At 59.5% G+C, this 21,638-nt stretch carries 28 protein-coding genes; 1 reads left to right on the top strand and 27 read right to left on the bottom strand.

Going from position 1 to position 21,638, the window contains the following annotated elements; all coding sequences use genetic code 11:
• Window positions 1-15: 15 nt before the first annotated feature.
• The 4 genes from MCACP_RS04240 to MCACP_RS04225 all read right to left on the bottom strand — a co-directional run bounded on the left by MCACP_RS04240 (window position 16) and on the right by MCACP_RS04225 (window position 2,400).
• Window positions 16-378, bottom strand: coding sequence for a response regulator (locus MCACP_RS04240; RefSeq protein WP_406678135.1), 363 nt, complete (start codon window positions 376-378; stop codon window positions 16-18).
• A 68-nt stretch (window positions 379-446) separates the two neighbouring features.
• Window positions 447-1,067 (bottom strand): chemotaxis protein CheC, encoded by a 621-nt coding sequence (locus MCACP_RS04235; protein WP_406678134.1) that lies wholly within the window; start codon window positions 1,065-1,067, stop codon window positions 447-449.
• A 41-nt stretch (window positions 1,068-1,108) separates the two neighbouring features.
• Entirely contained in the window at window positions 1,109-1,882 is a 774-nt protein-coding gene (locus MCACP_RS04230; protein ID WP_406678133.1) for a CheR family methyltransferase, read from the bottom strand.
• Window positions 1,883-1,896: 14 nt separating this feature from the next.
• The gene (locus tag MCACP_RS04225) at window positions 1,897-2,400 is read right to left on the bottom strand and encodes a chemotaxis protein CheD (RefSeq protein ID WP_406678132.1); all 504 of its coding nucleotides are present in this window, start codon (window positions 2,398-2,400) and stop codon (window positions 1,897-1,899) included.
• Between the two features lie 101 nt (window positions 2,401-2,501).
• On the opposite strand from MCACP_RS04225, the gene MCACP_RS04220 reads away from it, so the two are divergent.
• Window positions 2,502-3,113, top strand: a complete 612-nt coding sequence (locus MCACP_RS04220) for a tetratricopeptide repeat protein (protein WP_406678131.1) — start codon at window positions 2,502-2,504, stop codon at window positions 3,111-3,113.
• Window positions 3,114-3,126: 13 nt separating this feature from the next.
• Here the strand turns inward: MCACP_RS04220 and flgG are convergent, their stop codons facing one another.
• The 23 genes from flgG to MCACP_RS04105 form a co-directional block, all read right to left on the bottom strand.
• The gene (flgG, locus tag MCACP_RS04215) at window positions 3,127-3,909 is read right to left on the bottom strand and encodes a flagellar basal-body rod protein FlgG (protein WP_406678129.1); all 783 of its coding nucleotides are present in this window, start codon (window positions 3,907-3,909) and stop codon (window positions 3,127-3,129) included.
• A 14-nt stretch (window positions 3,910-3,923) separates the two neighbouring features.
• The gene (locus MCACP_RS04210; protein ID WP_406678128.1) at window positions 3,924-4,694 is read right to left on the bottom strand and encodes a flagellar hook-basal body protein; all 771 of its coding nucleotides are present in this window, start codon (window positions 4,692-4,694) and stop codon (window positions 3,924-3,926) included.
• Window positions 4,695-4,989: 295 nt separating this feature from the next.
• On the bottom strand, window positions 4,990-5,373 hold the full coding sequence (locus tag MCACP_RS04205; protein ID WP_406678127.1) for a hypothetical protein: 384 nt from the start codon (window positions 5,371-5,373) through the stop codon (window positions 4,990-4,992).
• A 68-nt stretch (window positions 5,374-5,441) separates the two neighbouring features.
• Window positions 5,442-5,987 (bottom strand): hypothetical protein, encoded by a 546-nt coding sequence (locus tag MCACP_RS04200; RefSeq protein ID WP_406678126.1) that lies wholly within the window; start codon window positions 5,985-5,987, stop codon window positions 5,442-5,444.
• Window positions 5,988-5,996: 9 nt separating this feature from the next.
• Window positions 5,997-6,755, bottom strand: a complete 759-nt coding sequence (locus MCACP_RS04195) for a sigma-70 family RNA polymerase sigma factor (protein ID WP_406678125.1) — start codon at window positions 6,753-6,755, stop codon at window positions 5,997-5,999.
• Window positions 6,745-7,419 (bottom strand): flagellar brake protein, encoded by a 675-nt coding sequence (locus MCACP_RS04190; RefSeq protein ID WP_406678124.1) that lies wholly within the window; start codon window positions 7,417-7,419, stop codon window positions 6,745-6,747. Before MCACP_RS04190 ends, MCACP_RS04195 begins: the two co-directional genes overlap by 11 nt.
• A gap of 14 nt (window positions 7,420-7,433) precedes the next feature.
• Window positions 7,434-8,276, bottom strand: coding sequence for a MinD/ParA family protein (locus tag MCACP_RS04185; protein ID WP_406678123.1), 843 nt, complete (start codon window positions 8,274-8,276; stop codon window positions 7,434-7,436).
• Complete coding sequence (flhF, locus tag MCACP_RS04180; RefSeq protein ID WP_406678122.1) at window positions 8,251-9,420, bottom strand: flagellar biosynthesis protein FlhF; 1,170 nt, start codon at window positions 9,418-9,420, stop codon at window positions 8,251-8,253. The genes MCACP_RS04185 and flhF overlap by 26 nt, the downstream gene beginning before the upstream one ends.
• Window positions 9,417-11,489 carry a flagellar biosynthesis protein FlhA gene (gene flhA, locus MCACP_RS04175; RefSeq protein WP_406678121.1) on the bottom strand — a complete coding sequence of 691 codons (2,073 nt, stop codon included), beginning with the start codon at window positions 11,487-11,489 and terminating at the stop codon, window positions 9,417-9,419. The genes flhF and flhA overlap by 4 nt, the downstream gene beginning before the upstream one ends.
• A 459-nt stretch (window positions 11,490-11,948) precedes the next feature.
• The gene (gene flhB, locus MCACP_RS04170; RefSeq protein WP_406678675.1) at window positions 11,949-13,085 is read right to left on the bottom strand and encodes a flagellar biosynthesis protein FlhB; all 1,137 of its coding nucleotides are present in this window, start codon (window positions 13,083-13,085) and stop codon (window positions 11,949-11,951) included.
• On the bottom strand, window positions 13,085-13,852 hold the full coding sequence (gene fliR / locus MCACP_RS04165; RefSeq protein WP_406678120.1) for a flagellar biosynthetic protein FliR: 768 nt from the start codon (window positions 13,850-13,852) through the stop codon (window positions 13,085-13,087). Before fliR ends, flhB begins: the two co-directional genes overlap by 1 nt.
• A 38-nt stretch (window positions 13,853-13,890) precedes the next feature.
• Window positions 13,891-14,160 (bottom strand): flagellar biosynthesis protein FliQ, encoded by a 270-nt coding sequence (fliQ, locus tag MCACP_RS04160; RefSeq protein WP_406678119.1) that lies wholly within the window; start codon window positions 14,158-14,160, stop codon window positions 13,891-13,893.
• Between the two features lie 62 nt (window positions 14,161-14,222).
• Window positions 14,223-14,993 (bottom strand): flagellar type III secretion system pore protein FliP, encoded by a 771-nt coding sequence (fliP, locus tag MCACP_RS04155; RefSeq protein ID WP_406678118.1) that lies wholly within the window; start codon window positions 14,991-14,993, stop codon window positions 14,223-14,225.
• Window positions 14,987-15,388 carry a flagellar biosynthetic protein FliO gene (locus tag MCACP_RS04150; RefSeq protein WP_406678117.1) on the bottom strand — a complete coding sequence of 134 codons (402 nt, stop codon included), beginning with the start codon at window positions 15,386-15,388 and terminating at the stop codon, window positions 14,987-14,989. The genes fliP and MCACP_RS04150 overlap by 7 nt, the downstream gene beginning before the upstream one ends.
• Window positions 15,389-15,390: 2 nt before the next feature.
• The gene (gene fliN / locus MCACP_RS04145; RefSeq protein WP_406678116.1) at window positions 15,391-15,765 is read right to left on the bottom strand and encodes a flagellar motor switch protein FliN; all 375 of its coding nucleotides are present in this window, start codon (window positions 15,763-15,765) and stop codon (window positions 15,391-15,393) included.
• A 12-nt stretch (window positions 15,766-15,777) separates the two neighbouring features.
• Entirely contained in the window at window positions 15,778-16,242 is a 465-nt protein-coding gene (locus MCACP_RS04140) for a flagellar basal body-associated FliL family protein (RefSeq protein ID WP_406678115.1), read from the bottom strand.
• 68 nt (window positions 16,243-16,310) lie between these two features.
• Complete coding sequence (locus MCACP_RS04135) at window positions 16,311-17,045, bottom strand: OmpA family protein (RefSeq protein WP_406678114.1); 735 nt, start codon at window positions 17,043-17,045, stop codon at window positions 16,311-16,313.
• A 22-nt stretch (window positions 17,046-17,067) separates the two neighbouring features.
• Window positions 17,068-17,883, bottom strand: a complete 816-nt coding sequence (locus tag MCACP_RS04130) for a motility protein A (protein ID WP_406678113.1) — start codon at window positions 17,881-17,883, stop codon at window positions 17,068-17,070.
• Window positions 17,884-17,886: 3 nt separating this feature from the next.
• Entirely contained in the window at window positions 17,887-18,096 is a 210-nt protein-coding gene (locus MCACP_RS04125; protein WP_406678112.1) for a flagellar FlbD family protein, read from the bottom strand.
• A gap of 222 nt (window positions 18,097-18,318) precedes the next feature.
• The gene (locus MCACP_RS04120; protein ID WP_406678111.1) at window positions 18,319-19,104 is read right to left on the bottom strand and encodes a flagellar hook-basal body protein; all 786 of its coding nucleotides are present in this window, start codon (window positions 19,102-19,104) and stop codon (window positions 18,319-18,321) included.
• 73 nt (window positions 19,105-19,177) lie between these two features.
• Window positions 19,178-19,546: a TIGR02530 family flagellar biosynthesis protein gene (locus MCACP_RS04115; RefSeq protein ID WP_406678110.1), complete on the bottom strand. Its 369-nt coding sequence runs from the start codon at window positions 19,544-19,546 to the stop codon at window positions 19,178-19,180.
• A 35-nt stretch (window positions 19,547-19,581) separates the two neighbouring features.
• Complete coding sequence (locus MCACP_RS04110; RefSeq protein WP_406678109.1) at window positions 19,582-19,989, bottom strand: flagellar hook capping FlgD N-terminal domain-containing protein; 408 nt, start codon at window positions 19,987-19,989, stop codon at window positions 19,582-19,584.
• Window positions 19,990-20,028: 39 nt separating this feature from the next.
• Complete coding sequence (locus MCACP_RS04105) at window positions 20,029-21,636, bottom strand: flagellar hook-length control protein FliK (protein WP_406678108.1); 1,608 nt, start codon at window positions 21,634-21,636, stop codon at window positions 20,029-20,031.
• Window positions 21,637-21,638 lie beyond the last annotated feature (2 nt).

Genomic DNA, 21,638 nt, shown 5'->3' with positions numbered 1-21,638 from the left:
AAATTACCACCCGCTTCATGCCAGGACCTTTTCCAGGGCCTGGAGGACGCGGTCCTGCTGGAAGGGTTTGACGATAAAATCCCTGGCCCCGGCCTGGATGGCTTCCATGACCATTAACTGCTGGCCCATGGCACTGCACATGATTATCCTGGCATTGGGGTCAATCTGCTTGATGGCCTTCACGGCGGCAATGCCGTCCATTTCCGGCATGGTAATATCCATGGTGACTACGTCGGGGCGGAGTTCCTTGTACATGGCTACAGCCTTCTGCCCGTTTTCTGCTTCTCCGGCTATTTCATAACCATTTTTTAAAAGGATGTCTTTAATCATCATGCGCATGAAGGCGGCATCGTCTACCACTAACACTCTCTTTCCCATGAACTATTCCCCCTCCATAAATAGACGGTTTTACCTCCGCACCGCCGGCAGCCGGCGGTGTACCCCGTTCAGTCCAGCTGCAGGCCCAGGGATTGCAGGATCTTCTCCAGGGCCGCGTTTTCAGGAACAAGGAAGAAATGGCCGCTGATGGTAACGGCCTCGCTGTAAAACCTGGTTTCAATGACCAGGGCGCGGTCGGAAAAATAACCCCCTTCCAGGAAGGCCGAGCTTAACACGGCCCCCAGCATGTCAAAGGCAAAGGCAGGCACGGTAGGCTTAAACTCCAGCTGACAAAATTCGGCAAAGGCATTTAAAAAAGAGCCTGTCAGGATATTACCCAGTTCGGTCAGAACGGAACGCCCCATCTCATCCAGTTCCCTGGTGGTACCCTGGGGCTTACCAAGTAAAAGATCGATTAACAGGTAAGCGCTGGGCTCATTGAGGAGGAAAAAAATCTTGCTGGGCGCCGGGCCATTGACGGTAAATTCGACACAGGCGACGGGGTCTTCCTCACTGCCGGCCAGGGCCGTTATTTCCTGCAGGGGTAATACCCCGGCCCGGGGGACGGTCATCTGGATGCGGCTGCCCAGCATGCTGGCCAGGGCCGTGGCCGCGTTGCCGGCGCCGATGTTGCCGATTTCCTTCAGGGCATCCAGGTGGAGAGCATTGAGCTTATCCCAGGGTTCCATGTGTCCTCCCTCCATGGCTGGCTGTAGTCATCTTCCGTGGGTTAAGCCTCAGGGCGGCGGTAAAACCATGGTGCGATTTTGGTAAAGCCAAGTTCCCGATATTGAAACAGGCTCTCGGTAGCCCCGATAAACAGCACGCCTCCCGGCGCCAGAGCCTGGTAAAACCGGCGGTAAAGCTCATTCTGGGCAGCGGAGGTAAAATAAATGACCACATTGCGGCACAGGATCAGGTGATAACCGCTGCCAAAGGGATCTTTTAACAGGTCGTGCTGGCGGAAATTAACCATGCGCTTAATTTTTTCCTGGAGGTAAAAATTATCGCCTTCCCGGCGAAAATAGCGCTCCAGCCGTTCCCGGGTAACTGCCTGGACCGCCCGGCCGGGATATACCCCCCGGCGGGCGGCGGCCAGGGCGCCGGTGTCGATATCGGTGGCCTCGATCTGATGCCGGCGGGCAGGAGCCAGCTCGTCCAGTAAAATGGCTACCGAGTAGGGCTCCGGCCCGTCGGCGCAGGCAGCACTCCAGACCTTGAGGCTTTTGTGGCGGGCCAGTAAAGCAGGCAGGACCTCTTTTTCCAGCCGGGCAAAGATCTCCGGGTTACGAAAAAACTCCGAGACGTTGATGGTAATCTTATCGATAAAGCGCTGCCACTGCTGGTTGTCCTCGCTCAAGAGGCGCAGGTAGGCTGCGTAATCAGGTACCTGGAGCTGGGCCATCAGGCTGTCAATGCGCCTTTTGAGCTGGGGCTCTTTGTAGCCGTCGAGGTAAAGGCCAAAGCGCCGGTGAACCTGGCGCTTGAATTCGGCAAAGTCCATAGGTGCCTCCGTTTTTATATTTTCTTTAAAGGCCGTCCGATGGTGCGAATATGTACTTCGCCGTTCAGCAGGTCAAAGATCATGGTGCGGCCGAAATTGCCGCCTGTATCAGCGCCAGTAATGGTAATACCCAGATCTTGTAGCGTCTGCCGGACCATAACCGTATTGCGCTGGCCTATATTTAAAAAGGAAAGGTGCCGGTCACCGGAAGTAAACATCTGGGCCCCCCCGGCTATTTTCGCTACCACCTTGCTGCGCCTGGCGCCGTGGCGGAGCATCGCGGCCAGCATGTCCGGGATGGCCAGGTCGGCAAATTTGGCCCGATTACCCCGGTCCTGGAACTGGCTGCTGTCGGGCAGCATAATATGGGCCAGGCCCCCTATTTGGCTGGTAGGATCATAAAGGGCAATTCCCACGCAGGAACCCAGGCCAAGGGTGACCAGGCGCAACGGGGCGCGGGCTACCTGCCATTCGGCTATGCCAACTTTAACCTCTTCTGGTTTGCTTTCAGCCGCCATGGGCCATCCTCTTCCGTTTTCTTTATTTTTCAGCTTGACTTACATATTTTAGCACCGGTCGGGACATAATACAATATATATTTACAGTAGGAGGTCCTGCTATGCTTTACTGTTCCCGGTGCGGGCAAGCCCTACCGCCGGGATGGCGTTTCTGTCCTGAGTGCCTTCCTGATCCGGCTGAAGGAAGCTCCCGGCGCGAGGCTAATCTGTGCCTGCTCCTGGGCAATTTTTCTCTGGCGCACCGGCACCCCCAGCTGGCCGCCCTCTTCTACCGCACCGCCCTTGAGATAGACCCGGCCAGTTGGGAAGCCTTTTTCAACCTGGGGTGCCAGGCCTGGCAGCAGGGTGATGTCGACCGAGCCCTTGCTTTCTGGGAAGCAAGTCTCAAATTAAACCCTGACAATTACCTGGCCCATTTTAACCTGGGTACATATTTTCTCTACACCCGCAATTTAAGTGCCGCCCGCTACCACCTGACCCGGGTACGGCGGCTTAAACCCGGCTTCCTGGAGGGCCGCATCAACCTGGGTACCACCTACCTGCTCCTGGGTCTTTTAGAAGCCTCCCGGCGGGAATATACCTTTGTCCTGGAACGTGCTCCCGAGCACCGAGGAGCCCGGCGCGGCCTGACCCTGGTTAATAAAGCTATTGCAGCCGGGCGCCGGGGAAAGGGACGGTCCAGCACTCACATCCATTCCGTGCCAGGCTTTTAATGCCGGCTGCCGGTCAGCGTCGCAGGTTATTGGCCAGGCCCCACATTTCATCGGCAACCCGTACGGAACGCGAATTCATCTCATAGGCCCGCTGGGCCAGGATCATTCTGGTTAAGGTTGCTGCCACGTCGACGTTGGCCGCCTCCAGGTAACCGGAACGGATAGTACCCAGGCCTGCCGTCCCGGGCCTGCCGGCAGCTGCCATACCGCTGGCGGCCGTCTCCCGGAAAAGGTTGTCGCCGGCGGCTTCCAGCCCGGCAGGGTTGGGGACGTTATAGAGGTTTATCTCTCCCAGAGCCTGCGTTTCCCCGTTAATTGTCGCCAATACCGTGCCGTCGCCGGTAATAGTTATCTTTTCCGCCCCGGGCGGCAGGGTAAAGGGGACATCCAGGTAGTAACCGCCGGCGTTGACCAGATTGCCGTCACCGTCGCGGTGGAAGCTGCCGTCCCGGGTAAGGAACCTTTCCCCGCCCGGCCCATAAACGGCAAAAAAACCTTCCCCCTGGATGGCAAGGCTTAAAGGGTCGCCGGTATTCACCAGGGTTCCCTGGCTGAAGTCCTTGGCTATGGCAGTCACTTTTACTCCTGTCCCCAGGGCCGGTGCTGCCGCCGGCGCCTGGGGTCGGTCGACGGGCATGCCGCCTTCCTGGACCGGTCGGTAGACCAGGTCGGCAAATTCCACCCGGCCCTGCTTGTAGCCGGTGGTATTAACATTGGCCAGATCATTGGCCAGGCTGTCTACCGAAAGCTGCTGCGCCTGCATACCGCTGGCCCCGCGCCAGAGTGCGCCAATCATCTGTCAGCCCTCCTCTACCGTAAACTCCCTACTTCGTTGACGCTCTTGCCCAGGGTCTGGTCGGCGGCCTGGATGGCCTTCTGGTTGGCCTCGTAGGTCCTCAAGACGGCCAGCATATCCACCATTTCCCGGGCGACGTTGACATTGGCCTTCTCCAGCCACCCCTGCCTGACCTGGAAATTGGCAGCCGGCAAAGGCTGCACCCCCGGGGGGGCTGTGAAAAGATTATTGCCCTGGCGCCGGAGCAGGGGTAAGGTTTGTCCGCCAAAAGTCACAATCCGTAGCCGGTCGACAACCTGGCCGTTAACCAGCACCTGGCCGCCGCTGTCAACCTTAAAGTTAGTGGTACCTACGTAGACGGCGCCGTTCTGTCCCTTGACGGGGTAGCCTTCCGGGGTAACTAAAAAGCCGTTGGCGTCTACATGGAAAGAGCCGCTGCGGGTATAGGCCTCGGTACCCCCAGCCTGCACGGTGAAGAAAGCCGGCGGCGCGCCCCCTACAGTATCCACAAGGGCAAGGTCCGTGGCCCGGCCGGATTCTTCCAGGGGGCCGGGGGTATAGTTAGTATGTATACGGTCGACCATAACCCCGGGGCTAAAGTAGCCTAACGGGGTGACACGGCCTTTTTCCAGGCGCTGCAGGAGCATCTCGGGAAAGGACTGGATGGTCGCCGTCTCGGCCTTAAAGCCGTTCGTCGCGGCGTTGGCCAGGTTGTTGGTTATGACATCCTGGCGCAGTTCCTGGACTACCATACCGGTAGCGGAAAGATATAAACCCCTTAACAATTGTTTTTCCCCCCCTCAAAATAGCTTTATCTTAGGCTGGCATTGTCTGGCTTCGCTCCATGGTCCTCGCGGAGCGGCCTATGGCTCAGCCAGGGCTTAAGGCGGGGTTCCCGGCCTATTCGGCGTCCTTGCCTCAAAGGCCGGCCTCGGACCTCCTGTCCTCGGCCCCGCTTATCATCCCTCGGCTTCACCAAGGCCGCTTAACCGCTCAGACCAAGTCGCTTGCCTCAGACAAATGCCAGCCCTCTAACATCTTGCTAATCCATTCAACCTTGCTGGCCTGCTTTTTTGCTAACTAACTGGTTAACCTCCTGATAATCTCCTTGATGTCCCCGACGGGAAGATAATAGGAGCCGGCCTTGAGTTTCTGTTCTACGCCCTGGCGGTGCACCTCGGCTTCAAAGGCCGCGGCCGCAGCTACGCCCTTTTTTTCCAGGAGGGCGGCGATTTCCTCCAGGCCGGCCCCCGCCGGGATGGTGACCAGGATTTCTCCTTGCGTATCCCCGGGAGCGGCCTGCTGCGGCCCGGTGGGCTGCTGTTTTATCCCTTGATCCGGCGGGGCATTATCCCCGGAGGCAGGCGCGAAAGGGACTACTTCTTCCCGGAAAACCATACCGTATTCGCGAGCGCGGGCAATAATCTCCTCCCTGGTAGGACCGTGCTGGAAAAAAAGCAGCATCAGTCCCGCCAGAAAAAGCCCCAGGCCCAGGCCCAGGCCGAAGGGGGCCAGGAAGATACCTTTTTTCTTTAACGCTTCAGGTTGAGGATTAATGCGATTTCCCCCTTTCCCCGGCCAAATCGCCGCGCCAGGCTGTCGATACTCTCGCCGGCGGCATGGGCCGAGCGGATCTGCTCGTAGATGTCTATCGCCCCCGTTCCGGAGGTTGCTTCTCCTTCCGGCCCGGCCGCCGTTATCATTTCAGGTACGGCTTTTGCTTCCGCCGGCCTGGGAGGCGTCCCTTGAAGATCGGTGGCTGCCGCTCCTGTCGTCCCCCCCGCCAGGGCAGTTGCCAGGTAGGAACGAAAAGTTCCTGGCACCGCTTCGGAGGCGGCAGTTAACTCCTCCAGCCTGGCCGTAAGGGCGGTTACTTCTTCCTGGAGGGCTGCCAGGCGTCCGGCCAGCTGCTCCCGGTCCCCGGAAACATCTGGCAGCTCCCGGCCGCTCCAGGGTGGGTCATTCCCCCTTGCCGGCGGAAATATCGGGCTCTCTTTCCCGGCCAGCAGTATCTTAAGGGCTGGCAGGCAGGTAATGGCAATCAATATGGCACCGGTAATTAAGAAAAGATAAGCCACTGTTACCACCTAAATAAAATCGGCTAAATAGCGGCGCAGGTTTAATATAGCCCGGCCGTGGAGCTGGCAGACGCGGGATTCGGAGACTCCCAGTATTTTGCCGATCTCCTTTAAGGTCAAACCTTCGTAATAATACAGGGTAAGGACCAGGCGATCTTTCTCGTTTAGATGCTTGAGCCCCTCAATCAGGGCGCGGCGAAGTTCCTCCTGCTCATAACGGCTGGCAGGATCCGGGCTCTGGGGATCGGCCAGCAGTTCTCCCCGGGTGGCCCCCTCTTCCCCTTCCCGATCAAAAAGAAAATCTTCCAGGGACAGGATGGCCATCTGGGAACCCCGTTCCATGAGTTCATTGAGCTCATCAACCGTTATCCCCGCCGCCGCCGCCACCGCTGCGTCATTTACCTCGCTCCCCTGTTCCTGCTCCAGGCGGCGGTACACCCGGCTCACCCGGCGCAGCTTTTCCACCAGGGTGCGGGGGGCCCAGTGGGACTGGCGCAGGGCATCGAGGATAGCCCCGCGAATGCGCTGGGAGGCAAAGTATTCAAAGTTGACCCCACGGGAAGGGTCATAGCGGTCAATGGCCTCCAGCAACCCGATTATGCCATAGCCAAGCAAGTCTTCCTGGTCCAGGTGCCGCGGCGGTTTGACTGCCAGGCGGCCCACATGGTACTTCACCAGGGGCAAGTACTTGAGGACCAGTTCCCGGCGCCCGGCATCGCCCTTCCCGGTCAGGTACGCGGCCCACATGGCGCTATCCTTAACTGCCATTTTCCCTATCTCCCCGGCGCCTTTCTTCTAACAACCGCTGGAAAACAAAGGCAACGATCTGGTCTTCCTGCCTTTCGCTTATTCCCTCAAAAGCCACTCCCGCCTCATAACGCATCACACCGTCTATTTCCCGCCGGGCCACGCGCTTGACGCGCCCCGTCAGGCGCATTGGCAAATGGTGGCGGCGACCGGGCAGGTGAAGCTCCAGGTAAAGGAGGTCGCCCACCTCAACGGGATCCCGCAGGACCAGCTGCGCCCCGCCGCCGCTTATATCTACCGTTACCCCCTTTTTATGGGGCCGGGGCGGGCGGTAGGGCCAGTCGGCCTTTGACCAGACGGCATAGCGAAATTCCAGGGCCGCCTTGACCCGCACGTGGGAGCGCACCTGGATACGCCGGTAATCATCCGGGTAGGCCAGGTAGTAAAGGGGGGGCTCTCCCGGCAGGTAACGCTGTACAGTAGTGGTGAATTCATAACGGGCATCCTGCCGGTTGCAGGCAACCGCGACGCTCTCACCCGGCGCCAGTACCAGTTCATCACCCGCAGGAGCAAGGACGGCAAAGCCGTCTTCCCCCGTATCCTGGATAATGGTGCGGACATCTTTGCTGCCAGGAGTTTTGATAAATATTGGTAAATTTATCCTAATAAAGTTCGGCCTGACCATGATACCCCCCCTTCTTATCTTCCCAGCAAACGACCCAGGCGCTGCCAGAAACCCTGGCTCCGGCCTGCCGGCAGTTCCCGGCCCTGGAGCCTGGCGGCGGCTTCTTCCAGGGCCCTGGCCGCCGGGCAGCGGGGAAACAATTCGCTGAACGGCTGCTGGCACCGCACCGCCTGGCCTACCCGGGGGTCCTCGGGGATGATCCCCAGGAGGGGCAGTTCCAGCTGCAAAAAGCGGCGGCAGGCGCCCTGGAGGCGCCCGGCGGCCTGCTGGCCCTCCAGCTTATTGGTAGCCCTGTTAATGAGCAGATGCATGCTTACTTTTAAACGCTGCAGCCCTTTAATTAAGCCGTAGGCATCAGTTATGGAAGTAGGTTCCGGTGTTGCTACGACAATGGCTTCCCCGGCGGCAGCCGCAAAGCTGAAAACCGTCCGGGAAATGCCGGCACCAGAATCCACCAGGATTATATCCACGCCGGTTGCCAGTAACGCCAGGTCATGAATCAAGCGGTCGCGGGCCGGGGGTGCCAGGTCGGCCAGTTCCTGGATGCCGGAGGCTCCCGGCACCAGGAGCAGGTCATGGGGGCCGCGGATAATCACTTCCTCCAAACTGCACTCCCCGCCGATGACTTCCTTCAGGCTGTAACGGGGGACCAGGCCCATGAGGATATCGACATTGGCCAGCCCCAGGTCGGCGTCAAAAAGGAGGGTCCGCCGGCCCTGGCGGGCCAGGATCAGGCCCAGGTTGACGGCAATATTGGTCTTGCCCACACCGCCTTTACCGCTGGCTATGGCAATTACCCGGGACCGATCTTCCTGCCGTTTGTATACCAGATTACGCAGCCTGGCCGCCTGGTCCATCTTCTGCCACCGCTTCCCAGATGCGCCGGGCCAGGAGGTGGGGATCGGCCGCTTCCAGGGCATCAGGCACATCCTGGCCGGTAGTAATATAAGCCAGGGGTACTCCCGCCGCCGCGGCTACGGTGAGCATTACCCCCGGGCAGCATGTCTCGTCCAGTTTGGTGAAAATGAGCCGGTTGTACTTGAGGCTGCGGAAATTTTCCACGGCCTGGAGCAGATCCTGGCGCCTGGTGGCGCAGCTCAAGACCAGGTATACATCCCGCTCAGGAATGACCTCCAGGAACCCCCGCGTCTCCGCCAGCATAGCTTTGTTTTCCGGCGCCCGGCCGGCGGTATCGACTAAAACTACATCGCAGTGCCTTAAGTTCTCCAGGGAAGCGCGCAATTCCCGCGGCGTCATGGCCACCTCCAGGGGCAGACCCATAATTTCAGCATAGGTCTTGAGCTGGTCCACGGCCCCGATGCGGTAGGTATCCAGGGTAATCAGGCCGACCTTTTGCTCCTGGTAAAGGCTGTAGCGGGCCGCTATCTTGGCCAGGGTAGTTGTCTTGCCAACGCCGGTGGGGCCGATAAAGGCCTGGACCCGCTGCCGGGACGGCGACGCCACCTGCCGGGCTAAGTGGTCGGCAAGGCGGGTACGGATGACATCGGCAATAATCTCTTTCCCGGCGGCGGCCTCAATGCCATTTAAAAGGAAGGCCACCAGCTCCTCCTCCAGCTCCTGGGCCAGCAGGCGCTGCCGCAAGGTCAGCAGGTGTTCCGGTACCGGAGCGCTGCCGGGCCGGATCAGGCGGTTCAGGGCGGCTTTGATCTCGGCCAGTTCCCGCTGCAGCACCTCCAGGCCGTGCCGACCGTTATTTCCTCCTGCGGCAGGGTTGACCGCCCCGGCCGGTGCTACCGCCGCCCTGCCGGCCCCTGCCGGGAAAGCCGCCTTGCCTGCCGGCGCCTCCGGCTGCGATAAACGCCGTTCCGGCGCCTCTTCCAGGGCCGCCGTCACTTCCAGGCGTGGTGGTAAAAAGAAGCCCTTCAGTCCGGGCTGGCGTACCCGGCGGGTGGCCACAATAACCGCCTCCGGCCCCAGGTCGCGGCGGATGGCCAGGTAGGCTTCCTGCATATCACGGGCTAGATAGCGTTTTATCTTCACCCCACATTCACCGCCTCTACGGCCTCAATTTCCAGGCCGGGTTCCAGTTCGTTATAGGCCAGGACCGGGACATAAGGTAAAGAACGCTGGAGCAGCCGCCGCAGGGGCAGGCGGATCCTGGCCGAGCATAAGATCACCGGCTGGACGCCGCCGGTGGCGGCTTTCTCCACGGCCCGGCCCAGCCTGTTCAAGAGTTCCCGGGCCTCATCCGGAGCCAGGGCCGGGAAATTACCCTGGGAGGTGGGCTGGATGGCCTCCACCAGCTTCTGCTCCAGCTGGGGGTGGAGGGTAATGGCCGTGAGCTTACCCTCCCGGGCATACTGGCGGCTGATGGTGCGGCTCAAGGCCTGGCGCGCCGCCCCGAGTAGGTAATCCGGCTCCCGGCTGGTGCGGGCGGCGTCGGCCAGGGCTTCCAGGATACTGACCAGGTCACGGATGGGCACCTGTTCCTGGAGAAGGCCGGCCAGTACTTTCTGTACCTCACCTACCGTCAGGAGGTTGGGCACCAGCTCCTCGACTACTGCCGGGTGATTTTCCTTGATTTTATCCAGAAGCTCCCTGGTTTCCTGACGGCCCATGAGTTCAGCGGCATGGGCCTTGATAAATTCCGTCAAATGGGTAATGAGGACGGTAGCAGCGTCGACAACGGTGAAACCGGCCAGTTCCGCTTCCTGGCGCCTGGCCGCCGGTACCCACCAGGCCGGCAGGCCAAAGGTGGGTTCCCGGGTAGGGATGCCTCCCGGCGGTCCGTCGCTGCCGGCCGGGTTCATGGCCAGGAGATAGCCGGGTTGGATTTCCCCCCGGGCCGCCTCCACGCCCCGCAGCTTGAAGGTATAGCTGTGGGGCGGCAGCTGCAGGTTGTCCCGGATGCGGATGGGCCGGACATATATGCCCATCTCGGTGGCGCACTGGCGCCGCACAGCCGCCAGGCGATCCAGCAGGTCGCCCCCTTCTGTTTCATCGGCCAGGGGAATCAGGCCGTAGCCGATTTCCACCTCCAGGGGGTCCACCTGGAAAAGGCTCAAAACATTCTCCGGCTGGCGCTGGGAAGACTTCTGGACGGCAGCCGCTTCCTGCCGGCGCTGGCTCTGCATCCTTTCCTCCCTGGCCAGGGCATAGGCGGCATAGCCCACCCCGCCGGCCATTATAAAAAAGGTCAGGTGGGGCATCCCCGGTAGAAGACCCATCAGGAAAAGAATGGCCGCCACCAGGCCGGCAATACGGGGAAAACCCGTTAGCTGGCCGATTACCTCCCTGCCGAAATTGTCCATGGCCCCGGAGCGGGTCACCAGGATGCCGGTCCCGGTGGAAACCATGAGGGCCGGCAGCTGGCTCACCAGGCCGTCGCCGATGGTAAGGCGGGTATAGGTCTGCAGGGCTTCCATAAAGGGCATCTTCAGCTGCCAGACACCGATGGCCAGCCCACCAACGATGTTAATGGCGGTAATGATCAGGCCGGCAATGGCATCCCCCCGGACGAACTTGCTGGCGCCGTCCATGGCACCGTAAAAGTCGGCTTCCCGCTGCAGTTCCCGCCGTTTGGCCCGGGCTTCATCCTCCGTCAACAGGCCGGCATTGAGGTCGGCATCGATGCTCATCTGCTTGCCGGGCATGGCGTCCAGGGTAAAGCGGGCCGCCACCTCGGCCACCCGCTGGGCGCCGTTGGTTATAACGATAAACTGGATGATGGTAATGATCAGGAATATGACAAAGCCGACGATATAATTTCCCCGGACGACAAAGCTGCCGAAGGTTTCGATTACATGACCGGCATCGGCCCGGCTTAAAATAAGCCTTGTGGATGAGATGTTGAGGGACAGGCGGAACAGGGTCACCACCAGCAAGAGGGACGGGAAGACGGAAAAGTCCAGGCTCCGGGAGACGAACATGGTGGTCAGGAGGATAACCATGCTGACGCCCAGGTTGACGATGAGCAGGATGTCCATGACCAGGGGGCTGACGGGAATGACGATGAGCATGACTACCCCCAGGACCAGGGCCGCCACAAGGATGTCGTTGTACGGGGTGAGGCGCCGTAAAGCGCCCAGCAGGCCGGTATTTGCCGCCATAGAGCAGTTTTTCCTCCGAAAATAGCGTTCTGCCAAAAATGTGCCTTCTGGTAGGGATATGTCCCCGCGCCGCTCAGGAGCTACGCGCCGACAGAACTACGGCTCGGTTCGGACCGTTGCTCGCCGCCTGCGGATTGCCAATGAAAAGGCTTCCTGCTCCGCTGGCCTAGAACCTTCTATGAGATCACGCTGTATTCCTCGCCAAGGCACGCTCAGGCGTCCTCGGCGGCGGCAACGGTTACCTCACCTCGCCTGTTCTGTTACCGGCGCTTCGCTATTCGCGGCTCCGGGACATATCCCCACCCAAAATTACCGTCTCGATGCGGCTTCGTGCTAAGTTTACTTACACCTCGAACCAAGTCGCCCTCCGCCTGTACCCTCCAGCCTTTTGCCTCAGCCTACATTTTGTTCGCTAGTGGAGGCGTCAGCCACCATGGGGGCTCCTCCATAAATACCTCTTTATATCCTCCCCCGCAAACGGTAGATCTGGGCCAGGATCTCCGCCACCGCCTGGTAGAGGGCCACCGGGATTTCCTGCCCCAGCTCCACCTGGCGGTACAGGGCCCGAGCCACCGGCGGGTTTTCGACGATGGGGATGTTATGCCGGCGGGCCACGGCCTTGATCCGCTCCGCTATGCTGCCTGCCCCCTTGGCCACCACCCGCGGCGCCCCTTCTGTTTCCAGGTAACGCAGAGCTACGGCCACATGGATAGGGTTGGTGATGACCACGGTGGCTTGCGGTACGGCGTGCATCATACGGTGCCGGGCGAGCCGCCTCTGCTTCTCCCGCAGGCGCGAGCGGACCAGGGGATCGCCTTCCATCTGCTTCATTTCTTCCTTTACTTCCTGCCTGGTCATTCGTATATTGCGTTGAAACTCGCGCCGCTGGAAAACGTAGTCGGCTGCCGCCAGGCTTATGAATACGGCCACAACCCCCAGCCCCACCCGGTAGAGAAGCCGGCCTACCAGGTCCAGGGCTGCCGGAAGGCCCATATCGACGGTCATTAATAACCGATTAAACTCCCCCTTGACCAGGGTCCAGACCACCAGGCTTACCACCGCTACCTTGCCCAGACTCTTAACTAGCTCCATGAGGGCGCGGCGGGAAAAAAACCGCTGCAGCCCTTTCACCGGGTCCAGGTTTTCCAGGCGCGGCATAAGGGGATCCAGGGAAAAGATGAAACCCGTCTGGGCAAAATTGGCAGCCAGGCCCACGCCTGCCGCCAGCAGCAGCAGGGGGGCCAGGAGCAGGCCGGTCTTAAATGCCAGGTGGCTGAAGATAGCCATCAGGGCCGCCCCATCCAGGTTCTGCCTTAAGCCGTCCTGCAAAGCGTAGCTCATGAGCCCGGCCATCTCCAGGTAAAAGGCTTCCCGGCGCCAGTAGAGATAAATGACGGTCACCAGCAGAACCAGAGCAGCGGTCAGGTCATTGCTCCGGGCAGCCTGGCCCTTGCGGCGCACTTCCTGGAGGCGGTGGGGCGTAGCCTCCTCCGTCTTTTCTTCGGCAAAGAGCTGCAGGTCTATCAAGGGGGCCGATATCCCCTCACCTTGCCAGCCTGGGCCGTTGTAGCCGCTAGCCTCATACTGCCTGTCCATCAACGGGGCCAGCTCCGCAGTAACAGGGCCAGGTCGTGTTCCATCTGGCTGAAAAGATTATGAAATACTGTTGCCAGTAGAGGTAAAATCGCGATTATGACCAGGAGGCCCAGGCCTATTTTCAAAGGGAAACCCAGGATAAAAACATTTAACTGGGGCACCGTCCGGGCAATTAAACTTAAAGCCAGGTCGGCTATGAAGAGCACCACAATTATCGGCGCCGCGATGCGCACCGCCAGGCTGAACATACCGCTAAAGAGCTTCACCACGGCCAGGACGATATTACCGTCAAAATGCACTCCTCCCAGGGGGAGAAGGCGAAAGCTCTCCTGGAGGGCCAGAAGCAGGGTGTGGTGACCGTCCAACTGGAAGAACAGGAGCAAACCCAGGATGGTAAAGAACTGGCCCATTATGGTAGTCGTGGCCGCATACTGGGGGTCAAAGAGGCTGGCCATCCCCAGACCCATGTGCAGGTCCAGGAGCTGTCCGGCCACCTGGACAGCGCTAAAAATCAGGCTGGCCAGGTAGCCCAGGGCCAGACCGGCCAGGGTTTCATTCACGACGGCCAGGGCATAGGCCCCGGCGCTGGTAAAGGCCGCCTGTCCGGCCGGCAGGACTGGAAACAGGAGCACGGCTACCAGCAGGCCCAGGCCGGCCTTCACCAGGGCCGGGACGCCGCGGATGCCGAAGAAAGGCGCCGTCATGAAGAAGGAGGTGGTTCGCACCAGGACCAGGAAAAAAAACTCCGCCTGGTTCAGGTAGCTCATATAGGTTCCCTTCCCCGTTTTCTCAACCGCTCAGGCACCTACTTTACCAAACTTCCCAGGTTGCCGAAGATCCCGGCGGTGAACTGGATTAGAGTATTGAGCATCCACGAACCCAGAAGAAGCATCCCCAGGATGACGGCGACAATCTTGGGTACGAAGGTCAGGGTCTGCTCCTGGATCTGGGTGGTGGCCTGGAGGATGCTGATTCCTACCCCCACGATCAGGCTCAATCCCAGGGCCGGGGCCGCCAGCAGGAGGGCGGTCACCAGGGCCTCCCGGGCCAGGTGAAGGACAAACTCCTGGGTCATGTTTTTCTCCCCCGTTCGTTTGTTTCAATCCACGCCCGGCGGGCCGGCCGGGCAGGAACGGCCTAAAAGCTCTCCAGCAGGGACTTGACTACCAGGTACCAGCCGTCGACGAGGACAAAGAGCATGAGTTTAAAGGGCAGAGAGATCATCACCGGCGGTACCATAAACATACCCATGGCCATCAGGGTGCTGGCAATTACCAGGTCGATAATCAGGAAAGGAATGTAGATTAAAAAGCCCATCTGGAAGGCCGTCTTCAGCTCGCTGATGATAAAGGCCGGGATAAGGACGTGCATGGGCACGTCGTCACGGGTGCGGGGCTGGGGCATGCCCGACATGCGGACAAATAAGGCCAGGTCTTTTTCCCGCGTCTGGCGGTACATGAATTCCCGCACCGGTTTGGCCCCGGCTGCCAGGGCCTGCTCCTGGGTCATCCGCCCGGCCAGGTAAGGGTCAATAGCCTGGGTCTTGACCTGGTTATATACCGGCGCCATGATAAAGAAGGTTAAGAACAGGGCCAGACCGATGAGCACCTGGTTGGGCGGTGTCTGCTGGGTGGCCAGGGCGCTGCGCACAAAGGACAGGACAATGATAATCCGGGTAAAGGAAGTCATGAGCAGCAGGATGGCCGGCACCAGGGCCAGTACCGTCAGCAGAACCAGGATTCTGACGGTATCCACCACCTGCCGGGGATCGGTGGTCTGACTTAAACTTAAATTTACCTGGGGTAAAGGTACGGGCTGGGCCAGGGCCGGCCGGGTTACCAGCACCAGGCCGACCAGGGAAAGCAGGACTCCAGCTATACCTTGATATATACGCCTGTTTATCACCATGAACCCCTGAACCTCTGCCAGGTTGACAACCACCTGGTCAATAATCCCGTGAGACCCGGCGGGCTGACAGCTTCCTTTTCCACCAGGGACTGGAGGGGGTACACCGTCACTTCCCCCGCTGTCGCTGCCACCGCCGGGTAATCAGGCAGCTCCGCCAGTAAAACCGGTGCGCCTTCTCCCAGTCCGACCAGGAAATGCCTGTCGCCGCAGCGGACTACCGCCAGGCCACTTTTACTGCTTAAAGGCAGTCTTTCAACCAGTTCCAGCTGTCCCGGCCCCACGGCCCTTCCCGCAGCCCGACCCAGGCCGAGGCGAATCGTGGCATAGGCCAGGCCCAGGACCAGGGGTAAAAAGACCGCCAGCCGCAGCAAAGCCAGGACAAAATCGCGATCCATAGCTAGTCCTGCCCTTCTTTCTTTACCTCTGCCAGGTTGTTGATCCTGACACCAAAGGCATCGTTAATCACTACCACCTCTCCCATGGCCAGCAGGATACCGTTGACCCGGATCTCCACCGCCTCGCCGGCTAGCTTGTTGAGGGTGATAACGGATCCTTCCTTCAGATCAAGGATCTCTTTAACCGCCAGGCGCGTCCGACCCAGTTCCGCCACCAGGCGTAAAGGAACATCGGCTATGCGGTCAAAACTGGCTTTTACTCCGGTCACCGGGGCCGGCTGCAGGGGAGCAAAGCGGGCCTTCTCAATGCGCGGCTGGTCCTCGCCGGCAGCTATGGCCTCTAATAGCTTCTGGATCTCCTCGTCCGTCAGTGGCATAAATAGATTCTCCTACTGGATGATAAATTCCTCAAAATAAAGACCCTGCACCTGACCGCCAATCAGCTGCGCGTTAATGGCCGTCAAGAGTTCCCGCTTCAGGGCGTCCTCATTTTGCAGGTCCTCGGTCTTCTTGCTGCGTAACACCGAAATAAGGGTATCGCGGATGCGATATAGCCTTTCATTGAGCTCGGGAGTTAATTTATCCTCGCTGTACTCCAGGGTAATCTTCGCCCGCAGGTAGCGGCGCAAGCCCGCATCGGCCAGGTTTACGACTATAGGCTCCAGACTCATTTTCTGCATAGCTACCGGCATCTGCTTGCCGGCCGGTGCCGCTGCCGTTACGCCCCTGCTGCCGCCGAAAAAAAAGTAGTAAACGTAACCCCCGCTCAAAAGGAGGATTACCAGCAGCAGAGCAATAGTTAACCACGGCCGGCCCTGCTTCTCTTTTTTTTCTGCTTCGTCTCTGGGGGGCATTTCTCCACCTCTTTCTTTACTGCAACTGTGTCCCTCTTCTTACCGGAGCTGCCGCGTGGCCCGGGTATTTACCGGCTGTTATTCATCCCTATCAGCAATACTACGCGCCGGTTTTCCGCCATATGCTCCGGGGTATCGTTAGGGTATAGGGGACGGTATTCACCGTAACCTATAGCCACAAAACGCTCCGGTTTCAGTTTGTGTTCCTCGATAAAATAACGCACCACCCTGGCGGCCCGGGCTGTGGACAACTCCCAGTTGGTAGGAAACTGGAGGGTATGGATGGGACGGTTGTCCGTATAGCCTTCAACGCGCACCTCATTGGGTATCTGAGATAAAAGGCCTGCCAGTTTGTCCAGCAACTTGATGGCCTCGGGTTTTAAATCCGCCCTCCCGGAATCAAAGAGGATACGCTCTTTGATGTCCAGGGCGATGCCCCGTTCCTCGTAGCGCACCTCAACCATGGAATCCAGGCCGTTGGCCGTCAGGAAGTTTTTGACCGTCTGGTAGGTCTCCATCATTTCCCTGGCCCTGGCCAGGGCGGCAGCTGCCTCCGGGGTTTCCAGGTTCTCGGGGTACTCAGCCGGCGCCGGCTCTGTTTCCACGATAGGCGACACACCCCCGTCCAGAATCCCCATTCCCTGGTAGGAAGCAATAAACTGCTGGAATTTTTGCTGGTTCAACACGGAAAAGGAAAAAAGGAGAACGAAAAAGACCACCAGCTGGGTCATAAGGTCGGAATATGTAATCATCCACGTCGGTGCGCCTTCTTCTACCTTCTTTTGCTCTTTTTTTAAGGCCATGGCCAGTTCCTTCCTCGTATTCTTAAATGCGCCTGTCGGTCGCTTCTTCCCTGGCTATTTCCCCTGCACCGGCCTGCTGCTGCCTGGGTTTGGCCGGCAGGAAGGAACGCAGGCGCTCTTCCAGGATGCGCGGGTTGACGCCGGACTGAATGGAGATGATGCCTTCCAGCATCATCTGGTGCAGCATCATCTCCTGTTCGCTGCGCAGGCTGAGCTTTCCCGCCAGGGGGATGAAAATCATATAGGCCATGATGGCGCCGTAAAAGGTGGTGATCAGGGCCAGGGCCATGCTGGGTCCCAGGGTTTCCGGTTTGTCCAGCCTGGCCAGCATCTGCACCAGGCCAATGATGGTGCCGAGCAAGCCAAAAGAAGGAGCCAGGTTGCCCCACGTTTTAAAGATGCTCTGGCCAATCTCGTGGCGGCGGGCCATGTAGGCCATGTCCGTCTCCAGGATCTCCCGGATCATCTCCGGCTCCATGGCGTCAACCATCATCTGGATGCCCTTGCTGAAAAAGGGATCATCCAGGCGGCCGGCGTCATCCTCCAGGGCGAGGAGCCCTTCCCGCCGGGCCTTGCGGGCCAGCTCGCCAAAAAGTTCGATGAGTTCCTCGGGTTCCATGAGATCGGTGGTGAAGGCCTGTTTTACCGTACCAAAGACGTTTTTTACATCCTGAAAGCTGAAATTAATCAGGACGGCGGCAAAGGATCCCCCCACCGTCACCATCAGGGAAGGAACGTTCCAGAAGAGTTTGGGGTTGCCACCCATGACCAGGGCTCCACCCATAAGGCCGATGCCAGCAAGAATTCCTACCACAGTCATAAAGTCAATGCGCCGCAACCTTTATTCCACCTCATCCCGGGTGCTCGCCGGCTGGAGGACCCGGCGCCGGTAGGCAATAACCCGGTCGATTATTTCATCTACTGTCTGGGTTACTAAAACCTTTTTGCCGCTGGTAAGGGTAATGACTGTTTCGGGCACGCTCTCGAGGCGCTCGATGAGCTCGGCATTGAGGATTATCTCGCGCCTGTCCAGGGTGGTAACCTTGATCATACCCTGCCGCCCTCCTTTGGAGATAACTCTTTACGTTCATTCTTTTATTGGGGAGTGGGCAGGACCCTCCCGGCGTCAGCTACGTCCTTATCCAGGGCCTACGCTTTTGTCTCGGCCTCTAGACGCATGGGCACCTTCTGGGAACCTGCCCTCACCCCTGAGCTACCTAAATAGATTGACGGCTGGAAACGCCGCCACGCGGGAGGCACCCCACATTAAAGACTAGCGCTTCAGGTTCACCAGTTCCTGGAGCATCTGGTCGGAGGTGGTGATGGTCCGGGCGTTGGCCTGGAAGCCGCGCTCGGTGATGATCATATCGGTAAACTCCTGGGCCAGGTCGACGTTGGACATTTCCAGGGCCGAGGGGATGATGGTGGTGTTAGGGAAATTTGTATCCCCTGCGACGCCGGTAGTTTTTGTACCAGCGGCAGCAGCCAGGGCATATAAATTGCTACCTATCTTTTCTAAACCTGAAGGATTGGGAAACCTGGCTAATTGTATTTGATCTACTTGTGACCCGTTTACATATACATTACCATATTTATCTATACTATAGCTCGTAACGTTTGTACCAATATTGATATTACCTTTGGTTCCTTGAACTATTAATCCATCAGGTGTAACGAGGTTACCGATGCTGTCAAAATGAAAATTTCCGGCACGGGTAAAATAAATTGTTCCCTTAGTATCTTTGACCTGGAAGAAACCATCACCTTGAATCATTAAATCTGTACCATTACCAGTGGAAGCAGCAGCCCCCTGGGTGTGAATTACATCTATGCTGTTCAGGGTGACGCCCAGGCCGATTTGCTGGGGATTGGTACCGCCGGGGCCACCTGTGGCACCACCCGCCCCGCCCCTCATGGTCTGGTAGAAAACATCTTTAAAGGTCACCGTGCTCCGCTTGAAGCCCACGGTATTGACGTTGGCGATGTTGTCGCCGATGACGTCCATGCGCAGCTGGTGGGTACGTAGTCCGGAAACACCGGAATAAAGCGAACGCATCATGGTAAATTCCCCCTTCTTTTGCGGGCCGCCTCTGTCAGTCGGCGGCCCCGGGCCTCCCCGCCGGGGTCCGGCCCTACAATAAAACGGCGCTGTCGATATTGGTAAACACGTTGTCCCGCAGTTCCTGCCTGCTGGCCGCCGTGATGACGGTACGGTTCTTAATGCTGACCACCAGGGCCAGGTCATCCAGCAGGACCAGGGACTCCCTGGCACCTTTACCGGCGGCCTTGTTTATACCCTGCTCCAGGCGGGCCATTTGCTCCGGTGATAGATTTATCTTCCGGCTTTCCAGGCGCTCGCTGGCGTGGCGGGAAAACTTCAGGCCCGCCAGTTTTTCATTAAGGATGGCCTGAAAATCCTGACCTGGCCTCACGCCGGCTACCGGCGGTTTAGCTGCCGGGGCAACCGGCGGTGTCAACGCCTGCCGCTCGATGCGGTTCAAAAGCAATCACCTGCCCTCGCTGCCAGCTGCGATTATTACGGCAGGGCTACTTCTGTAACGGCCTGCAGAGGCACCTGCTGCCCACCGATCAGGAGCATGACCCCCTCTGTTGTCCAGCTGACTTTGCTCACCGTTCCCCTGAGGGTCTGGTCATCGACTACGGCCGCCACTTCTTTGCCGATCAGGCTTACCGCCTGGAGCATCATGCTCTCCTGCAGTTCCTGCCGGGCTTGATTGAAGCTCTCGTTAAGATTATACATCTGCTCCAGGGCACTGAACTGGGCCATCTGGGCGATGAACTCTGTGTTGCTCATGGGATTTAGAGGATCCTGGTTGCGCAGTTGAGCTGCCAGGAGCTTCAGGAAATCATCCTTGCCCAGGCCTTTAGGGGTTACGGTGGCTGTTGTCCCCGAACCGGTGGCCGTCACACTGGCTACGTTCACCTGCTATCCCCCCTCTACAAAAGGGTGATTATAATGGGACTAAGCCAGATAATCGAGGCGGTACCAGTTACCAAAAGTTACCGTTTCTTCCTCAGATGCACTCCAGGCCGCCCCGCGCTGCCAGGCCGGTCGCTGGCGGTGTTCACCGCCGTCGCCGGTCTGGTAACCGTTCCCGCGGCCCCCGCCGGCAACCTGCACCTGGACCTGGTCCAGGCGTAAACCCTGCTCGGCTACAACCTGGCGCATTTCCGGCACCGCCGCCTGCAGGGCCCGGGCGGCCTCGCTGTTTTCTACCAGCAGGTGCAGGACCAGCCGGCTTCCTTCCAGGGTGGCCTTAAGCTTCATATTCCCCAGCCTTTCCGGCTGAAGCTGGATTTCCAGTTCCTGCTGGCTGCCGGACCGGCTCATCCGGGCTGAAGCCATGATAGCGGCCATAACCTCCGGCAGGTTGCTTACAGGTAATACCACCCCGCCGGCCTGCCGGTCTGTTCCCGGGAAGACGGTTGGAAAGCTTCCCTGTCCGGCTAAAAGGCTGTCGTTACCGGTTATCCCTGCCCCACCGGCAGTCCCGGGTTCCCTTTGCCCGCCGGTATGGTTCATGCCCGGACCGGGCTCGGTAGAGTTAAGGATATTCCTGGCGGTAATTGATTCAGCCTGGCTGCCGCCGGCAGTTCGGGTAAGCGCTCCTTCTCGCACCGGAAAAGCTTCCTGCCGGGCACCTGGATCCCAGGCCCGGTCTCCGGCCCGGGCAAATAACTCGCCGCCATTTTTAGCCTGGCCCTGTACTTCGGGAACCCCTTGCCGGAAGCCCCCCTTGCTGCCGGCGACCTTTAAGCCGGGCGCGGGCTCTGTTTCAAGGCCAAAGTCCGGCACGCCAGCTGCCCCGGCCGTGAGTACACCTTCCGGCGAAAGGCTCGCCACTTCCCCCGCTGCTCCGGCGGTACCGGCGGCAGTCAAGACCCCAGGTCCTTCCCCGGCGGCCACCGCAGCCGTTTTTTTACCCTGGGCGGCTGTGCCGGCTGCCGCAGATAACCTGCCGGCGACAGCATCAAGGCCAGCAGTTTTCCGGGCGGATAAAAGGGTATCGGGTTCCTCCTGGCTCAAGGGATTAACAGCCTCTGCCGGTACTCCGGCCACCGCCGGCATGTTGTTCCGGTTAGAGTTTCCGGCCTCGACGGTAGCGGCCGCTTTCCCAGCACCGGCACCAGACTCGCCTGACGCGCCAGGACCGCCTGCCGCCTTTTTGGCCCCCGGCTGCCCCGCCGGGATTTCATCCTGCTTGGCGGCGGCAACCTGTTTTTCTCCTTGCCGACGGGATTTTAACCCTGGCGGTGTCCGGTCTTCGCCCGCAGCCTCCGGTCCTGTTTCGCGAACTTGCCGGCCCGCCCGGTCCTCCGGCCCGGCAACAGCCATGCCCCGGCCGGTGTCCCCAGGCCTTACAGCATCCGCCTTTTCCCTGGCCGCCGTTTCTTGCCGGCCCTCATCTTGCCCGGACAGTTCCTGCCTGCCGGCAGACTGGGTTAAGCCGGGCCGCTGCAGCAAGCCGGCCAGGTACAGGGTAAAATCGCTTCCCGCTTCTGAACGCCAATCCCGTTCCCGTACCGGGACTTCCCGGCCGGCGGTCCTTGTTACAGCGTGTACCGTCATTT

The organism is Neomoorella carbonis (assembly GCF_045278715.1).
Lineage (GTDB): Bacteria > Bacillota > DSM-521 > Neomoorellales > Neomoorellaceae > Neomoorella > Neomoorella carbonis.
This window is presented reverse-complemented; position numbering and strand designations above follow the sequence as displayed.

Excerpts from the sequence above, each read along its gene's own strand:
- MCACP_RS04220 (WP_406678131.1), top strand. The coding sequence starts at position 2,502 with ATGCTTTACTGTTCCCGGTGCGGGCAAGCCCTACCGCCGGGATGGCGT.
- MCACP_RS04135 (WP_406678114.1), bottom strand. The coding sequence starts at position 17,045 with ATGGCCTTAAAAAAAGAGCAAAAGAAGGTAGAAGAAGGCGCACCGACG.
- MCACP_RS04235 (WP_406678134.1), bottom strand. The coding sequence starts at position 1,067 with ATGGAACCCTGGGATAAGCTCAATGCTCTCCACCTGGATGCCCTGAAG.
- MCACP_RS04120 (WP_406678111.1), bottom strand. The coding sequence starts at position 19,104 with ATGATGCGTTCGCTTTATTCCGGTGTTTCCGGACTACGTACCCACCAG.
- MCACP_RS04150 (WP_406678117.1), bottom strand. The coding sequence starts at position 15,388 with ATGGATCGCGATTTTGTCCTGGCTTTGCTGCGGCTGGCGGTCTTTTTA.
- MCACP_RS04205 (WP_406678127.1), bottom strand. The coding sequence starts at position 5,373 with ATGCTGCTTTTTTTCCAGCACGGTCCTACCAGGGAGGAGATTATTGCC.
- flhA (WP_406678121.1), bottom strand. The coding sequence starts at position 11,489 with ATGGCGGCAAATACCGGCCTGCTGGGCGCTTTACGGCGCCTCACCCCG.
- MCACP_RS04225 (WP_406678132.1), bottom strand. The coding sequence starts at position 2,400 with ATGGCGGCTGAAAGCAAACCAGAAGAGGTTAAAGTTGGCATAGCCGAA.
- fliP (WP_406678118.1), bottom strand. The coding sequence starts at position 14,993 with ATGGTGATAAACAGGCGTATATATCAAGGTATAGCTGGAGTCCTGCTT.
- fliR (WP_406678120.1), bottom strand. The coding sequence starts at position 13,852 with ATGAGCTACCTGAACCAGGCGGAGTTTTTTTTCCTGGTCCTGGTGCGA.
- MCACP_RS04230 (WP_406678133.1), bottom strand. The coding sequence starts at position 1,882 with ATGGACTTTGCCGAATTCAAGCGCCAGGTTCACCGGCGCTTTGGCCTT.
- MCACP_RS04105 (WP_406678108.1), bottom strand. The coding sequence starts at position 21,636 with ATGACGGTACACGCTGTAACAAGGACCGCCGGCCGGGAAGTCCCGGTA.
- fliN (WP_406678116.1), bottom strand. The coding sequence starts at position 15,765 with ATGCCACTGACGGACGAGGAGATCCAGAAGCTATTAGAGGCCATAGCT.
- MCACP_RS04185 (WP_406678123.1), bottom strand. The coding sequence starts at position 8,276 with ATGGACCAGGCGGCCAGGCTGCGTAATCTGGTATACAAACGGCAGGAA.
- fliQ (WP_406678119.1), bottom strand. The coding sequence starts at position 14,160 with ATGACCCAGGAGTTTGTCCTTCACCTGGCCCGGGAGGCCCTGGTGACC.
- flgG (WP_406678129.1), bottom strand. The coding sequence starts at position 3,909 with ATGATTGGCGCACTCTGGCGCGGGGCCAGCGGTATGCAGGCGCAGCAG.
- MCACP_RS04190 (WP_406678124.1), bottom strand. The coding sequence starts at position 7,419 with ATGGTCAGGCCGAACTTTATTAGGATAAATTTACCAATATTTATCAAA.
- MCACP_RS04140 (WP_406678115.1), bottom strand. The coding sequence starts at position 16,242 with ATGCCCCCCAGAGACGAAGCAGAAAAAAAAGAGAAGCAGGGCCGGCCG.
- flhB (WP_406678675.1), bottom strand. The coding sequence starts at position 13,085 with ATGGACAGGCAGTATGAGGCTAGCGGCTACAACGGCCCAGGCTGGCAA.
- MCACP_RS04195 (WP_406678125.1), bottom strand. The coding sequence starts at position 6,755 with ATGGCAGTTAAGGATAGCGCCATGTGGGCCGCGTACCTGACCGGGAAG.
- MCACP_RS04240 (WP_406678135.1), bottom strand. The coding sequence starts at position 378 with ATGGGAAAGAGAGTGTTAGTGGTAGACGATGCCGCCTTCATGCGCATG.
- MCACP_RS04125 (WP_406678112.1), bottom strand. The coding sequence starts at position 18,096 with ATGATCAAGGTTACCACCCTGGACAGGCGCGAGATAATCCTCAATGCC.